Below are 15,665 nucleotides of genomic sequence, written 5' to 3'. Positions count from 1 at the left end.
CACGTAGAACGTGTGGGGCCGAGGGGCACATCTCGATGAGAAGAGACCGCTTTCGCCTCACGAAACTTAAAGCCGAACTCAAAGAAACCCAGGATCCCAGTGAAAATCGTTAGATATCTGCTATTGACTGCTGCCGCGATCACGTTATCGGCCTGCACGACGGCCTCCGAGAGTTCCCGACAGCAGACGCTGTCGATCACCGCGCGCAGCGGGGTGAAGACGCTTGTGGCCAAGAACTGGCACATCAACGACGATTGCAGCCAGATCGACTATCCTGCGATGACGATTGCCGAAAAGCCCAAGCATGGCCGCCTCGAAATCGTCCACGAACCGGTCTATCCAAAACTGGACGGCAAGCAGTCGAAATGCGCGACGACCAAGGTGAACGGCGTCGTCGCCTACTATACGCCGAACCCCGGCTATACCGGCCGCGACCGGCTCGTCATTCGCTCTCCTTATGAGGACGGAAAGATCGAAGAGGGCGTGTTGAGCGTGACCGTCGTCAAGTAGACGCGAGCCCAAGGCGGGCAACGGGAGCGCCCTTCAAAACGAAGTGCCATCGGGCCGGTTCCGCGCTATAATCAGGCGCGGGGTGGAAAGAAGGTGAAGCCAATGAAGAGGCTAGCAATCTTTGCCTTGTCGCTGGCGGCGGTGGCCACGAGTATCCCGCCCGCCATGGCATTTCCCCCAGCCGTTACGGCGGGGGTGGAGGCATCTCAAGTCCAACCGGTTCAATACAGGCACCACGGCGGCGGCTATCACGGCGGCGGCTATTATCACGGGCATCACCACGACGGTGGCGATGACTGGGCCTGGGCGCTCGGCGGACTGGCGACCGGCGCGATCATCGGCGGGCTGCTGGCGCAGCCGCGCTACTATGGTCCGGGCTATTATGACGAAGGCTATTACGGCCCGACTTACGATGCCCCGCGTTACTATGCGCCGCGCTACTACCGCCAAACCTATTATGGAGGCAGCGCGCACACGCGCTGGTGTTATGCCCGCTACCGGTCCTACAGGGCCTATGACGACACTTTCCAGCCCTATTACGGTCCGCGGCAGGTATGCGTCTCCCCATATTATTGACGTCGTGAAGCCCGGTTGAAACGGGCTTCATGATCGCGTGCAGGGCCAGAGGGGTTGCGCTGAAGGCAGGCCGGCGGCGCCCCGCTCTTGCCCGCAGAAGTATCGATCGACCGAAAGCCGGAGGCGGTGCCCTCACTGGACGCAGCCGGTGATCCGAGGGCGAAAATACCGCCGCGGCAGTCGCCGGATCGATCCGGCTGGCGCCTCTCTCATTGTCTGCAACTTTTACTCTTTTTGTCGAAGCCGATGAAAGGAACGTTTTGCATCCCTAATGTACGCAATGGTAGAGTGCATTGTTTGCGCTTCTCGCGTGGCCAGAATTATAGCGTTTAGAGCAGATTGAGAGGGCAATGCCCCCGGGGACCGTCAGCATGCTGAACCTGCCTCGCTTGCCGCTTCTGGACAATCTTAAGGGGTATCAGGGAAGCTGGCTGCGCAACGACATCTCCGCCGGCGTCGCCATTGCCGCGGTCGGGCTGCCGAGTGCGATCGCCTATCCGGCCATCGCCGGACTGCCACCCGAGACTGGCCTTTACGCGAGCATCACGCCGCTCGTCGCCTACGCCCTCTTCGGTCCGTCGCGGCAACTGATCGTCGGACCGGACGCGGCGACGATGACGGTGCTGGCGGCGGTGCTGACCACGGTCTTCGCCTCATCCTCCGGCGACGCCGACCGCGTGACTGCCGCCGCCCTGCTTGCGCTCATCGTCGGCATGCTCTGTCTGATTGCCCGCCTCGTTCGTCTCGGCGTGCTCGCGACCTTTCTGTCGCGCCCGATCCTCACGGGCTTTTTTGCCGGCATTTCGCTCTCGATCCTGGTCGGGCAGATCAAGCGCGTCACCGGCGTGCAGATCGAATCCGAGGGGTTGATCAGCCCCATTCTCGAACTTCTGAGACAAGCCGGCTCCATCCATTGGCCCACCCTGGTGTTTGCCTTGGCGTGTTTTGCGCTGCTTCAGGTCGCCCGGATCTATCGCTCGCCCGTTCCAGGTCCCGTCATCGTCGTCTTCGTCGCCGTGTTGTTATCCTATCTCTTCGATTTCGAAGGGCGCGGTATGACGGTCGTCGGCAACATTCCCGACGGCTTGCCGTCCTTCGTCCTGCCCCGTCTCGAGGGTCTGCCGATCGACGCCCTGCTGACAGGGGGGGCAGCGATCTTCCTCGTCAGTTTCGGCTCCGGCGTCATCGCAGCGCGCAGCTTTGCCGCACTCGGCGGCTACCGCGTCGATCCGAACCGCGAACTGAGCGGCTTTGGCGCCGCCAACATCGCGGCCGGCCTGTTCGGGACGTTTCCGGTGACCGCTTCTGATTCACGCACGGCCGTGAACTTCGCCGTTGGCGGACGGTCGCAGATCGCAAGCCTCGTTGCTGCGGCAACCCTTATGGCGGTGCTGCTCTTTCTCGGCAACGTCCTGCGCATCCTGCCGGTCGCGGCACTCGGCGCAATTCTGGCGGCGACGGCCCTCAGCCTGATCGACATCGACGGTCTCCGACGGATCTGGAGCGTCAACCGCATCGAGTTCATCTTCGCACTGATTGCCCTTTGGGGACCGATCGGCCTCGGCGTGCTCAACGGCGTGGTCATCGCCATTGCCGCGACGCTGGTCTACCTCATCCTGCAGACCATGTATCCGCACGACGCCATGCTGGGCCGCATCCCGGGGCGCGACGGTTTTTACAAGCTGCATCGCATGACCGAAGCACGCCCGGTCCCCGGATTCGGCGCCTGCATGGTGCAGGACAGCCTGCTTTTCTACAACGCCGACTACGTTCGCGAGCGGCTGGAAGCGATCGCCGAGAGCCTGCCCCAGCCCGCCCGCTGGCTGGTGATCGACGCGAGCGCCATCCCGCAAATCGACAGCACCGCCGCGGACATGCTTGGCGAGTTGCAAGACGACCTGAAGAGCCGCGGCATCACGCTCGGCCTTGCCGAGTTGCACACCGATGCGCGCGCCCTGCTCGAGCGGTCCGGAGTCGTCGAGAAGATCGGCCCGGGCATGATCTTCGAGGGGATGGAAGATGCGCTCGACGCCTACGAGGCCAAATACGGGCGGAACGCCGACCAACCGGCCGGTTCCGTCGAAATCAAGCCAGATGACCATGCGCAAACGGGAGGGAAGAATGGGCAAGCATGACGGCAAGAAGAAGAAGGGCAAAGACAAGAGCGACGGCGAAATAGCCGCGGACGCAACGACTTCGGAGGAATCGTCGTCCGAGGGCTATGCCAAGGAGCTCGCCCGGCTGCAGCAGGAGACCGCCCATCTGCAGGCCTGGGTGAAGAAAACCGGCGCGCGCATCGTGATCGTCTTCGAGGGCCGCGATGCGGCCGGCAAGGGCGGCGTGATCAAGCGGCTGACCGAGCGTGTCAGCCCACGCGTCTTCCGCGTCACCGCGCTGCCGGCGCCGACCGACCGCGAGAAGTCGCAGATCTACATGCAGCGCTATATCCAGCACCTGCCGGCCGCCGGCGAAATCGTGATCTTCGACCGCTCCTGGTACAACCGTCCCGGCGTCGAACGCGTCATGGGATTCTGCTCGGACGACAGCGCCCGGCGCTTCCTCGAGCTCGCGCCACGTTTCGAAGCGGCCATGGTCGAAAGCGGCATCATCCTGCTCAAATACTTCCTCGACGTCAGCGAGAAGGAGCAGGAAAAACGCTTCCGGCAGCGCATTGCCGATCCGCTGCGTCAATGGAAACTCAGCCCGATGGACGTCGAATCCTATCGCCGCTGGTGGGACTATACCCGCGCCTACAACGAGATGATCCGCATGACGGACACCGAATTTGCGCCCTGGTGGATCGTGCCATCGGATGACAAGAAGCGAGCCCGCATCAACTGCATCACGCACATTCTGTCGTCGATCCCGTACGAGCGCGTGAAGTTCTCAGAGCCCGACCTCGGCAAGCGCCAGAAGCGGCCGGATGGCTTTGCGGAGGACGACCACGTCCGCAGAAACGTGCCCGACGTCTTCTAACGCGACGCGGCCCGCACCGGGAGGTGCGGGCGCTCAACCCCGTCCGTTCGCGCCCCTGGCGGGCGCTGCCGCTAGATCCGCGACCGGGTCAGCTGGCCTCAGGCTTTGTCAGGCGCCCAGTTCAGAAAGAACCCGACGTCACCGGGCACGCCGCCGGGGAAATTGATGATCATCGCCTTCAACTTATAGCCACTTGGCTTGCCGAAGCTCTGGTAGCGTTCAAAGAATTCTTTTGCTTTTCCTTGCAGCGTGTTCGGCCAATCCCGGTCGCCGCTGTTGATCGCACGTCCGCTGTCGGTGCAAAGTTCGGACGGAAAGCTGTAGACCATGGCTTCGAACTTGCCGGCTTTCACGGCGTTCGCTACCAGCCGGCGGACGACCGCGATTTCCTCTTCCGTGACATGCTTCTTGAGAAAATCAGCAGCAAAGTCGGCGTGCTTTTGTTCTTCGATGGATTTCAGCCGCCGCTCCTTGTCCATCTCGTCCATTTCGCGCTGGAGCATCTGCATTCTGAGGTCCTGTGCACTCGGAGGTGCGCCGGCATTCTTGTTGTCAGACATCACATCGATCCACTTCAAGCTATTGGGCGCTCTGTGACGAGGCGGTACACGCTTTCCGCGCATCGCATGGCCAGGAACGTCCCGCAGTTACACCCAAGGGAACCCGAACGGAGTGCAGTTCGGGGACGAAACATTTTTGAATGCGAGCCGCTGTTTCTCCGATGACCCTCTATTCATTGGTCTTTTCACAGCGGACCGTGAGAGCCGCCGCTGGCTCCTCCGACACAAGGCTATCCTAAAATACTACAACCTCAAGAGGACGGTGACAACTTAACAGGGGCGACAATATCAGTCGAAAATCCGCGCGCGTCCAAGCCGACTGAAAAGTTCGGGCCGCAGATATGTGGCGCATCCTAGAGTGCGGAACGCCCCGTTGCCCCGCCATATGTTTCCAGCGAGCCGGAGTGGGCCGGCAGGCCAAAGATGGCCTCCATTCGCGGGTCGTTCTCGCCGATACGCTCATCAATCCATGACCTTGCCCATTGATAGGCTTCGGCGAACAGTTCGGAGTGCCGGCTCCAATCCATAAAGCTGATCGCGGCCGAAACCGGTGGGGAAATCAGGATGTCCCTTTCACCAAGCGCAATCTCCTGCGGCCGATGCGCCAGCATGCTTGCGGCAATGACCTGGATCAGGTTGGGGATCTTCGGCAAGCCCGAGCGGCCGAAAGGGTTCAGCAACCGGACAGTCAGTTCGGACGCCCCGGGTATGCTGTCATAGTCGATGTGCTGTTTTCCAGGACCACCCCCGCCCAGGCTTACGACGACGTTGGGGCCTGTCTTCAACTCCTTCATCTGCTCCAGCGGCAGATTGTTCATGATCGCCCCGTCGACCAGCATGTCTCCGTCGGCCGTGAAGAAGGGCGGCAGGATGCCGGGGATCGAGCCCGACGCTCTGACGGCCTGCCACAGCTTTCCGCGCCGATGGACATGCGCTTGCCCGGTACTGAGATTGGTCGACAGCGCGAAAAAGGGCAGCCAGAGATCCTCGATGAGTACGTCGCCATATTCCGCCTGCAGCGTGCGGTCGAGCACCTTGTGGTCCAGCAGCGCATATTGCGGCACGGTCAGTCGACGAAACGCGCGACTGCGGACAAAGATCTCGTGCGTCCCACGATTGATCTCGTCGGCGTTCATGCCGCGGGCAAAGCCCGCCATCATCGCCGCTCCCGAACTGGTGCCTCCCAGATAATCGAAGGACGCGCCGGCCTCGACGAAAGCCTTGTGAACGCCAAGATGCGCGCATCCGAGCGAGCCTCCGCCGGCGGCGACGAAGCCCCTCGCCTCCCCGGAAATGAAGCGGGCCAGGCGCTTGACATCCTCTCCGTCTTCGAGCGCCACATGGTGATGCTGCCGGATGCCGGGGCGCTCGTTCAGCCAGGCGCTGGTGCCGGTGACCGTTGCGGCGCGCTTGTCGTGGACCAGAACCAGCCGCACGCTCGATGGCGAATGCACCGACAATGCGAGTTGCTCCGACGGGTTGCGTTTTTCAGAGCCGGAGGCCTCGCCGACCAACAGGGCGCCATCGGCCTGGCGAATACAGACACGCGTCCAGTCGCTCGGCTCCTCGTCGGCGATGTAGACGATGCCTCCGACCTTGGCCTCCAATTGGTTGAGCCAGTCCAGCACCGGCTGATCATCGACCGGAATGCCGGGAAAGCGCTCCTCGATGTCGGCCCTCGCCAGCAAGGCCGTGCGCGTGGACCCGGCGAAAGCCTTGCGCAACAGGTCGATGAAGCGAGGAGAAACTCGGCTGCTTCCGGCCGCAACAATTGCGAGCGTCCTTATCCGGCAAGCACCCTTGGCATGCGGCGAAGCCGGCGCTTGCTTGGCGAACCGTCGCGCCAGAAACGTGGTGACCGACTGGCGCAAGCTCGGCAGGGTGCGCGCCGCCTTTTCGAACTGGTGGTCGCAGATCGAAAGGACAATGGAATCGCGAACTGCAACGACCGTGGCCATGCGCGGCAGGCCGGCGAAGAAGCCGACCTCGCCAACGAGTTCGCCCTGCCCGATCTCGGCAACCGGTTCGGAGACGTCATCCCGGTGCACGGTGAAGCGGCCGGAGAGGACCACGAAAAACCGGTCCGATGGCTCGCCCTGGCGGACCAGAACCTCGCCGCGCCGCACGATGCCGCGATCGGAATTGGCTGCCAAGGCTTCCAGTGCGGCCAGCGACGTCTGGTCGAACATCAGGGTCTCCGACAACAACTTGGCAGCAAGGGAACCGGTGGCGTCCATCGAACCTTCCTTGGAAACGGGCCACTTCCGAGCTTAGCCGTTTCGATCGGGATTGCCGAACAGATTTCCTCGCCATGCGAGATGGCGCACCCGGCGTTCACCGGACCAGAAATGGACGGCATCGCCCCTCAAGACACGATAGCGGCGCGAGACCGCGGGCGCCAGCCGGATGCAACCTTTCTGTGCGGAACGGCGTTGCGTCACCGTTTCACGGGCCGGCCGGAAATGCCTCAGCCAGAAAACCGATGATGAGAAAAGCGAGTTCCCGATGGATCTCGTCGCGTCCACGAACCCCGCCGTCCTTGCAGACGATGCCGTCCCCGGGCGTCTCCGCCTCGATCAACGCCGCAGCGCCCGGCTTGCAAGTCTGCATGAAGCTGAAATGCATCGCATCGGGGATTTCGACATAGGTGGACGCATTTTTCGGCAAGCGCTCGGCGAGATAACCGGATTCGAGCCTGGCCGGCATGTCACCGATATCGGTGCCGGCGGCAATGACCAGTGATGGAAGACGAACCCGCTCCAGGCTGTCGGGATCAAAGCCCCGCGCCAGCCCCAGATCGAGCGACACGAAGGCACCGAGCCGAGGGTCCCTCAGGTCTTTTTCGAGCTCGGGCCGATCGAGGCCAAGCTCTGCGCTGAGACTGCAGGCGCGCGGACTGGCATTTGTCTCGCAATCACGCCTGAAGCGATCCCCGTCGAATGCCGCCCCGGCCAGTGCACTCACCGTCCATCCCCCGAGCGAGTGGCCAATGGCTGCAATCCGGCTTTCATCAATGTCCCCGGCAAGCGCCGGATCGGCAATCAGCGCATCGATGACCCGGCTGAGGTCATGGGGGCGCTCCCACAATTCCGCCGCCTGCTTCGCGCTCCTGTCGAACGTGGTGGTGCCCGGGTGATCCGGGGCAGCGACGACATAGCCTTGCTCGACCAGCCTGCCCGCCAGCCAATTCAGATTGCGCCAGCTGCCGCCGTAACCGTGGGAGAGCACGACCAACGGGCGCGCTCCCTTGGTGGTCGCCGCATTTCTGATAGCCTGGATACCCTCGAGGGCCCGGTTGTCGCCAACGGTAGTGGCTGCCGCGCGGTCTTGAGTGGAATACCAGAGCGCAACGTGGAGTGGTCGAGCGCTGTCCTTGTAAATGTCGGCCTCCCGAAAGCCGACCGCATCTTTGGCGTGACCGAGCACTGCGGAACCAAGCCACAGGATACCGGCGAAAACGAATGGTTTGAACATGAGAAGCCCTTCGGTTGAAAACCTGGCCTCCATCCCGCGAAAACGGCCAACCGGCGACCTCGAACGCGATCGAGGACGAAAGCGGCTGGCGGCAGCATCGAAAATTGTGGGAAAGCACGCCTGTGGCGGGTCAGCGGACCTATCGCTTCGGACGTCTCTTGCCGGACGCTGCAGTTCCTTCGCCCTCCGGCTCCACGTCGGGCATTTCGTGCCGCATGGCCTTGCCCTCGAAATGGCCGATGATGGTAAGAACGGTGAAGGCGGAGCCGACCGCAAGGCCGGCGACGATCCAATGGCCGAAACCGACGGAGATGCCGATCGCGCCTGCGAGCCAGAGGCTCGCGCCGGTCGTCAGGCCCTGGACCTCGCCGCGAGACAGGACGATGGTTCCGGCTGCAAGAAAGGCGACGCCTGCGGTTACCGCCTCCACCACGCGCAGCGGGTCAATGCGGACGCGTTCGTCGAAGAAGCCGCCAAGGCGGACGCTTTCGATCGAGATGATGCCAAAGGTGCAGGCTGCGAGGCAGACGAGCATATGGGTCTTGAGGCCGGCCGGGCGCGCCTTGACTTCGCGCTCGAAGCCGATGACCGCGCCCATTAGCAGCGCTCCGAGGATGCGCGCAAAAATGACCGTATAGGGGATCTGCGACGGCGGGAACAATTCGGCGGTGATCTGATCCATGCGGAACCAACGCGAATGCTTCGCATTGGTTCCGCATGATGGCGCCCGCGCCTCACCCAGTGCGCAGACGCCAGGAGCGGCCTGTCCCCACCCCGCTCCGAAGCGCTAGAAGTCGCTTAGTTGCCCAGCGCCGCGAGGGCCGCATCCAGGCGTTCCTGAGCCTTCTTCGGGTTCTTCGCTCCCTTGACCGCTTCCAGGTTGGCCGGTGCATCACCGACCTGAACGACACCCACCATGCCCATGCCGTAGTGCGGCGTGCACTTGACGCCGTAGACGCCGGGTGCCGTGAAGGTCACCTTATAGTTTTCATTGATCTTGCTTTTGAAGGCCTCGGCGCCATCGGGGATCATGCCCTTGATGGTTTCGACGTTATGTCCCTTGTCGGTCGGAATGAAGGTGACCGTGTCGCCGGGCGCAACCTTCAGCGACGCCGGCTCGAAAACCATCGCGCCGTCCTTGCCCTTGTTCAGCATGTGCACTTCGAAGTCCGCGGCGGCTGCCGGCGCGGCGACCAGCATTGCCGCGATCGCGATACCAAATCCGCTCTTGATTGCATTCAACATCGTCTTCTCCATTTGAGCGACCAGCCCGTGTTCGGGTTGTTCGAGAAGAGGATTAAGCCTGAGACGCCCCCTCCACTTTGATGCGCGTCAAATTCGCGTCGCTTTTTATCGGTGTTGACAATGCATAGGATTCCTATATTAATCACCTCATGAGCAACGAACCTGACACGACACCGGCCCTGGTCGACCGCATCGGCGACGGGCTATCCCGCGTGGCGACGGCCATGCGCACGGAGGCCTGGTCGAGCGCGGACGCGATCGGCCTCAATCCTACACAATTGCAGATCCTCACCTTCCTCGTCGCCCGTGGTCGCAGCGGAATGCGGGTGAAACAGATTGCCGGTTATCTCGGCGTCAGCCAGCCGACGACGACGGACTCCATCAACGCACTGCTGCGCAAGGGGCTGGTCGAAAAGCGCGCAGATCCGAGCGACGCACGCGCGCTTTCGGTTGCCACCACGCCGGCCGGCGAGGACGCGGTACGACAGGCGGGCCGGCTCGCCTCCGCAACGGAGGATGCCATCGCTTCGCTTTCGAGGCTGGAGCAGCAGGACCTGCTCATGCATCTCGTCAAGATCATCCGCGGCCTGCAGACGGCTGGCGCCATTCCGGAACAGCGCATGTGCGTCAACTGTCGATACTTCCGGCCGCATGTCTACGACGATCCGAAAGCGCCGCATCACTGCGCATTCGTCGATGCTGCGTTTGGGCCGGCGGAACTGCGCGTCGATTGCAGCGAATACGAAACGGCAGAACCCGAGGCGCAACGGGCCGCCTGGCGCCTCTACAATCGCGAGACGGTCTGATCATGCGAAACGATACAGCCGCCGGCGGTCCTGAAGGCGTCATCGAGCATCCCCGGCGCCTTTTCAACAAGCTTCACCATCGCAATTCGCGAGCGCTGTTTCCTGCGTCGCAAGCGGACAGACGATGATGTCGGCGCCGGTCCGACGACTGCCATCGACGGACCGGCAATTTTCTCCCTCCAGCGAACAGAAAGAGAAAACCATGAGCAGAATTAATCTAGTCGACCCCGTTTCGGCAACCGGTCCCAGCGCCGAACTGCTTGGCGAAATCCGCTCCGCCTTCGGGGTAGCACCTAACATGTTCCGCGCCGTCGCCAATTCGCCGGCGGCCCTTGGCAGCATGTGGGGCTCCTTCGGTGCACTCGGCAACGGTCGCCTCGGCGCCAAGCTCGGGGAGCAGATCGCCGTCGCCGTCGCGGATCGCAACGATTGCCACTATTGCCTGGCGGCCCACACGGCTCTTGGCCGCAAGGCGGGCGCGACTGCCGAGGAGATGACGGCCGCGCAACGCGGCAAGTCCGCCGATCCGAAGACGGCCGCTGCTCTCGCCTTTGCGCAGAAGCTCGTCGATGCGCGCGGGCAGGTGTCCGACGCGGATGTGCGCTCCCTGCGCGAGGCCGGCTACGATGACGAGGACGTGGTCGAGATCGTCGCCCATGTCGCGCTCAACCTGTTCACCAACTACATCAACATCGCGCTTGCCGTTCCCGTCGATTTCCCCGGCGTGAAGCTCGTCCGCGAAGCCGCCTGACCCTCACACACACTGCAGTGGCCGGGCGGCGAGCCTTCGCCCGGCCCTCTTGGAGATGAGAACAATGAACAGCAATCGCAGGATCACGGCTCCGGAACTCGCCGTTTCGACCTGGTTCAACACACAGGAACGTCCAAGCCTTGCGCAGCTTCGTGGCAGGGTCGTTTTCCTTCATGCGTTTCAGATGCTGTGCCCGGCTTGCGTTTCGCACGGACTGCCGCAAACGCAGCGCGTCAAAAGCGTTTTTCGGGACACCGATCTTCAGGTCCTCGGCCTGCATTCGGTGTTCGAGCATCACGCGGTCATGACACCGGAAGCGCTGAAGGCCTTCATTCATGAATATCGCCTGACCTTCCCGATCGCCGTCGACCAGCCTTCCGACCAGGGACCGATACCGAAAACGATGGAACTCTACGGCATGCGCGGCACGCCGACGGCTATCATCATCGGACGCGACGGTCATATCGAACACCATCGTTTCGGTATCGAAGACGACATGGTCATCGGCGCGCGTCTTGCCACGCTCCTTTCCGCGCCGATCCCCGATTTTGCCGCGGTGACCACCACTTCCGCCGGCTGCACCAGCGAAGGCTGCGTCCCAGACGCGCGTGCCGGCTAGAACCTCTGAGCATGGAGAACAGACGATGACGACCAGAAAGGCGCTCGCCCTCAGGCCCGTGCATTTCGAAGATCTCGGCAGCTTTGCCGGACCGCTGCGAGCGGCGGGTTTCGAAATCGAGTATCGCGATGTCGGCGACGAAAATTACCTCTCTTTCGATCCGTTGGAGCCCGATCTCGTCATCGTGCTCGGCGGCCCGATCGGCGTCTATGAAGACGAGGCCTACCCCTTCATCGCAGGGGAAATCGCCATGCTTCAGGCGCGTCTTGCCGGCGACCGGCCGACGCTCGGCATCTGCCTCGGCGCCCAACTGATCGCCCGTGCGCTCGGTGCCCGCGTCTACCCTTCCGGCCTGAAGGAGATCGGATTTTCGCCGTTGAGCCTGACCGCCGCAGGCCAGGCCTCCTCCCTCCGCCATCTGGCCGACGTTTCCGTCCTGCATTGGCACGGCGATACCTACGACCTGCCCGCCGGCGCGGAACTTCTGGCCTCGACACCGCTGATCGCGCAACAAGGCTTTGCACGCGGCAAGACCGTGCTCGCCCTCCAGTTTCACCCGGAGGCGCAAGCCGGCGCGGCGTTCGAACGCTGGCTCGTCGGTCACGCCTGCGAACTGGCGGCCGCCGGGCTCAGCGTTCCGGGCCTGCGAGCCGATGCCCGACGTCTCGGGCCTCGCCTCGAGGCGGCGGCCGCTTCGATGATCGGCGAATGGCTGGAGAACATCGATGGTTGAGCGGGCACCGATCGCGCTCGACGCCCTGCTCATCGGCAGCCTCTCGCCGATCGACGACCGCGGAACCCTAAGCGGCATCGACAAACGCCCGGCTCTCGGCCCGGTGCATCTCGGCACAACCGGCTTTGCCGGCGACCATCAGGGCGACCTGAAGAGGCACGGCGGCCCGGACAAGGCCGTGCACCATTACCCGCGCGACCATTATCAGACATGGGTTGACGAGATCGGAAATGTTGCGCAGCTGCAGCAGCGGGGCGCGTTCGGCGAGAACATCTCGGCCTTGGGGCTGACCGAAAGCGATGTCGCGATCGGCGACCGGTTTCGCCTCGGCGAAGCCCTTCTCGAGGTGAGCCAGGGCCGGCAGCCGTGCTGGAAGCTCAACCGCCGTTTCGATCTGCCGGACATGGCCCGCCGCGTCCAGCAGACCGGCCGCACCGGATGGTATTACCGGGTCATCGAAACGGGCATGGTTTCGCCGGACGACCGGATGCAACGCGTCGAGCGGCGCCATCCCGAATGGACGATCGCCCGGCTGTGGCACTATCTTTACGTCGATACGCTCAACCGCGAGGCCCTGTCCGCTATCGCCGATCTCGCCATCCTGCCGCCGAATTGGCGCGAGTACGCCGTCAAGCGTCTGCAAACGCGATCTGTGGAGGATTGGTCCCGCCGACTCGACGGCGAGGTTTCGGCTTCAACGCCTGATGGCGCCGTCGATGGCCGTGACCGCTCGCTGCCGAACGGATGACGCCGCTCTCCGGCGAGTGGCGCCCCTGTCCGCCCTCGCCAGCATCTCGGCGATCTCGTCGGCAACAAAGATCGCGTGATCGTTGACCTGCGGCAGGCCCATGAGTTCGCCGAAGGTGCCGCGCGCCAGCGGTCCGGCAACGATCAGCGATCTCTCGGCCACGCCGCTCGCCCCGATCGCCCGGCTTGCCTCATCGCAGGCAAGCCCCAGTCCGACATTGTCTAGGCGCAGCCAGCCCGTCGACGCCAGATCCGCGAGCCATTCCTGGCTTGAAAGAATGCCCGTGTGCGCCGGACCGGTGGTCACGACGCAGGCATCGAACAACAGGCGCTCATGGGCACGCGTCTGCCGGTGACGGATGTCGACAGCGATGACCTGGCCATAGCGTTCGACGCCTTCGATCGAAGCGCCGAGAATGCGCAATTGTCCCATCTCGGCTGCCTGCCGGATCGCATCGTCGATCTGCGGCGCCACGCGGAACCGGTGCGCGTCCCAGAAGGGCCGCAGGCGCCTCACCAGCAGGCGGCGCTCCGCCACCGGCAACGCCCGCCAGACCTGTCCACCCTGGCTGCGCAGGGCATCGAAAACCGCATGCCAGCTGAGCCCGGACAAAGCAGCCTGCCGTACTGCCAGACGCACGCGTCGAAGCAGCTCGAGCGCGGTTCGCGCCGGGTTGCTGACGAAATCACCGAAGGGTTCCTGCGCTTTTCCCGCATGGCCGCGCGAGCGAAGGCCGCGGCGCGACAGGGCGACGATCGCGCCGCGGTGGTCGGCGAGCCTCAGCGACGCAATCACATCCGCCGCCGTCAGGCCGTTTCCGAGCACCAGAACGTGATCGTCGGGACGAAGGCAGGCAAGGGAGCCCGCAACGGTGGTATCAGTGATGAAACGCGGGTGGCCTTCGAGTGCCTGCGCGACGCTCTTCGGCGCACAAGGCGAGGGATGCGTCGTGGCGATCACGACGATATCGGCCAAAAGGTCCGTCCCGGAATCGGAGGTCAGCTTCCAGCGCGTTCCACGCCGCTCGATACGAGCGATGCGTTCGCGCCGGTGCACGACCTTGCCGCTCCGCACGAACGGCGCGACGAACGCGCCGACATACCGCCCGAACACCGCCCGCCGCACATAGAGATGGCCGTCGGCCGCCCTCGCTTCCGGGTCGCCGCAGGGCTCGCCATTGGCCTCCAGCCACTTCAGAAAGTCGTCGGGATCATCGGGAACGAGGCTCATGCGGGCAGCGGGCACATTGGTGCGATGGGCGGGATTGCCGGTGTCGTAGGCAAGTCCGGCCCCGAGACAGTCTCGCGGTTCGAAGACCACGATGGCCGCGCCGTCGCTGGCGGCATTGCGCGCAAGGTTTGCCGCGACCACCGCGCCGGTGAAGCCGCCGCCGACGATGGCAATGACCGTTCGCCGCACAGCTGTCACGACTGGGAGACCTTCAGCTTCGGACGATGATCGCCGGCGATGGTTTCGCCGAACGGTCCGGTGTTGATCGACGTCTCCCTCGCCGGGATGGCGTGGGCCAGCGGCAGATGCGGCAGTACCAATTCGCCGAAGCGATAGGCCTCTTCGAGATGCGGGTAACCGGACAGGATGAAGCTGTCGATGCCGACTTGTCGGTATTCTTCCATGCGCGCTTTGACTTGATCGGGATCGCCGACGAGCGCCGTGCCTGCCCCTCCGCGCACCAGGCCCACGCCGGCCCAGAGATTGGGAGCTATTTCGAGCTTATCGCGCCGGCCGCCATGCAGGCGGCTCATGCGGCTCTGACCAACCGAATCCATGCGCTCGAACACCTTCTGTGCGGCGGCAATCGTTTCGTCGTCCACATATTGTATCAGTTCGTCGGCCGCCTGCCAGGCTTCCTTTGCGGTCTCGCGAACGACGACATGAAGACGGATACCGAACGTGACCTCCCTGCCCTCGGCATCGGCCAGGGCGCGAACTTCGGCGATCTTCTTGGCGACGTCCTCGACCGGTTCGCCCCAGGTCAGGTACTTGTCGATCGTGCGCGCTGCCACCTCCTGCCCCTTGCCGGAGGAGCCGCCGAAATAAAGCGGCGGGTGGGGCTGTTGCGCGCAGGGGAACAGGAGCTTACCGCCTTCGATGTCGAAGTGATTTCCCTTGAAATCGACTTCTTCTCCGCGAAGCACCGCCTTGTAGATGTTCAGGAATTCCTCGGTCACCTCGTAGCGTTCACCATGCGCCAGATGAATGCCGTCGCCCTTGTTTTCGATCGGATCGCCGCCGGTTACGACGTTGATCAGCAGCCGCCCGCCCGAGAGACGGTCCAGCGTCGCGGTCATGCGGGCCGCGAGCGTCGGCGAGAGCAGGCCGGGCCGCACCGCGATCAGGAACCGCAGCTTTTCGGTGAGCGGTGCCAGCGCTGAGGCAACCACCCAGCTGTCCTCGCAGCTCCGTCCCGTCGGGATGAGCACGCCATAATAGCCGAGCGTATCGGCGGCCTGCGCGACCTGCTTCAGATAGTTGAGATCGACGTTTCGCCCGCCACGCGTGGTTCCGAGATAGCGACTGTCGCCGTGGGTCGGCAGGAACCAGAGCACATTGATCTTTTCCGGGATCTTCTCGGGGATTTCGTTGGACACAATTCCCATTCGCGCAGGGCTCCTCACAGGTTCCTTTCGGAGGCAGCCCAAAAGGCCC

The 15,665-nt window shown here is 63.5% G+C and carries 16 protein-coding genes; 9 read left to right on the top strand and 7 right to left on the bottom strand.

Annotation, left to right across the window (positions count from 1 at the left end):
* Positions 1–99: 99 nt before the first annotated feature.
* The 4 genes from ACIQUG_RS13910 to ppk2 all read left to right on the top strand — a co-directional run bounded on the left by ACIQUG_RS13910 (position 100) and on the right by ppk2 (position 4,062).
* A complete protein-coding gene (locus tag ACIQUG_RS13910; RefSeq protein ID WP_402322440.1) occupies positions 100–510 on the top strand; it encodes a hypothetical protein in 411 nt (136 codons plus the stop codon).
* A gap of 102 nt (positions 511–612) precedes the next feature.
* Positions 613–1,086, top strand: a complete 474-nt coding sequence (locus ACIQUG_RS13905) for a BA14K family protein (protein ID WP_402322437.1) — start codon at positions 613–615, stop codon at positions 1,084–1,086.
* 371 nt (positions 1,087–1,457) lie between these two features.
* Positions 1,458–3,221: a SulP family inorganic anion transporter gene (locus ACIQUG_RS13900; RefSeq protein WP_402322434.1), complete on the top strand. Its 1,764-nt coding sequence runs from the start codon at positions 1,458–1,460 to the stop codon at positions 3,219–3,221.
* Complete coding sequence (ppk2, locus tag ACIQUG_RS13895) at positions 3,208–4,062, top strand: polyphosphate kinase 2 (protein WP_402322431.1); 855 nt, start codon at positions 3,208–3,210, stop codon at positions 4,060–4,062. Before ACIQUG_RS13900 ends, ppk2 begins: the two co-directional genes overlap by 14 nt.
* Before the next feature lie 98 nt (positions 4,063–4,160).
* Here the strand turns inward: ppk2 and ACIQUG_RS13890 are convergent, their stop codons facing one another.
* From ACIQUG_RS13890 to ACIQUG_RS13870, 5 genes are all read right to left on the bottom strand, one after another.
* Entirely contained in the window at positions 4,161–4,622 is a 462-nt protein-coding gene (locus ACIQUG_RS13890) for a histidine kinase (protein WP_402322428.1), read from the bottom strand.
* A gap of 353 nt (positions 4,623–4,975) precedes the next feature.
* Entirely contained in the window at positions 4,976–6,859 is a 1,884-nt protein-coding gene (locus ACIQUG_RS13885; RefSeq protein ID WP_402322425.1) for a patatin-like phospholipase family protein, read from the bottom strand.
* A 208-nt stretch (positions 6,860–7,067) separates the two neighbouring features.
* Complete coding sequence (locus tag ACIQUG_RS13880; RefSeq protein ID WP_402322422.1) at positions 7,068–8,096, bottom strand: alpha/beta hydrolase family protein; 1,029 nt, start codon at positions 8,094–8,096, stop codon at positions 7,068–7,070.
* Between the two features lie 139 nt (positions 8,097–8,235).
* Positions 8,236–8,778, bottom strand: a complete 543-nt coding sequence (locus tag ACIQUG_RS13875; RefSeq protein ID WP_402322419.1) for an MgtC/SapB family protein — start codon at positions 8,776–8,778, stop codon at positions 8,236–8,238.
* A 116-nt stretch (positions 8,779–8,894) separates the two neighbouring features.
* Positions 8,895–9,341, bottom strand: a complete 447-nt coding sequence (locus tag ACIQUG_RS13870; protein WP_082005895.1) for a pseudoazurin — start codon at positions 9,339–9,341, stop codon at positions 8,895–8,897.
* Positions 9,342–9,490: 149 nt separating this feature from the next.
* Here ACIQUG_RS13870 and ACIQUG_RS13865 point away from each other — a divergent pair, with 149 nt between their 5' ends.
* From ACIQUG_RS13865 to ACIQUG_RS13845, 5 genes are all read left to right on the top strand, one after another.
* Positions 9,491–10,147 carry a MarR family winged helix-turn-helix transcriptional regulator gene (locus ACIQUG_RS13865; RefSeq protein WP_402322414.1) on the top strand — a complete coding sequence of 219 codons (657 nt, stop codon included), beginning with the start codon at positions 9,491–9,493 and terminating at the stop codon, positions 10,145–10,147.
* Positions 10,148–10,349: 202 nt separating this feature from the next.
* Complete coding sequence (locus ACIQUG_RS13860; RefSeq protein ID WP_402322411.1) at positions 10,350–10,898, top strand: carboxymuconolactone decarboxylase family protein; 549 nt, start codon at positions 10,350–10,352, stop codon at positions 10,896–10,898.
* Between the two features lie 64 nt (positions 10,899–10,962).
* Positions 10,963–11,517 carry a peroxiredoxin family protein gene (locus ACIQUG_RS13855; protein WP_402322408.1) on the top strand — a complete coding sequence of 185 codons (555 nt, stop codon included), beginning with the start codon at positions 10,963–10,965 and terminating at the stop codon, positions 11,515–11,517.
* Between the two features lie 25 nt (positions 11,518–11,542).
* Positions 11,543–12,250, top strand: a complete 708-nt coding sequence (locus ACIQUG_RS13850) for a glutamine amidotransferase (protein ID WP_402322406.1) — start codon at positions 11,543–11,545, stop codon at positions 12,248–12,250.
* Complete coding sequence (locus ACIQUG_RS13845; protein ID WP_402322403.1) at positions 12,243–12,998, top strand: MOSC domain-containing protein; 756 nt, start codon at positions 12,243–12,245, stop codon at positions 12,996–12,998. The genes ACIQUG_RS13850 and ACIQUG_RS13845 overlap by 8 nt, the downstream gene beginning before the upstream one ends.
* Here ACIQUG_RS13845 and ACIQUG_RS13840 read toward each other — a convergent pair.
* Complete coding sequence (locus ACIQUG_RS13840; protein ID WP_402322400.1) at positions 12,945–14,426, bottom strand: FAD/NAD(P)-binding protein; 1,482 nt, start codon at positions 14,424–14,426, stop codon at positions 12,945–12,947. The genes ACIQUG_RS13845 and ACIQUG_RS13840 overlap by 54 nt on opposite strands.
* Complete coding sequence (ssuD, locus tag ACIQUG_RS13835) at positions 14,423–15,616, bottom strand: FMNH2-dependent alkanesulfonate monooxygenase (RefSeq protein ID WP_402322397.1); 1,194 nt, start codon at positions 15,614–15,616, stop codon at positions 14,423–14,425. The genes ACIQUG_RS13840 and ssuD overlap by 4 nt, the downstream gene beginning before the upstream one ends.
* Positions 15,617–15,665: the final 49 nt, after the last annotated feature.

Origin of the sequence: Ensifer sp. NPDC090286 (assembly GCF_044769565.1) — a bacterium.
Classification (GTDB): domain Bacteria; phylum Pseudomonadota; class Alphaproteobacteria; order Rhizobiales; family Rhizobiaceae; genus Ensifer.
Note: the sequence above shows the minus strand (reverse complement) of the source record. Positions and strands in the feature narration are given on the sequence as shown.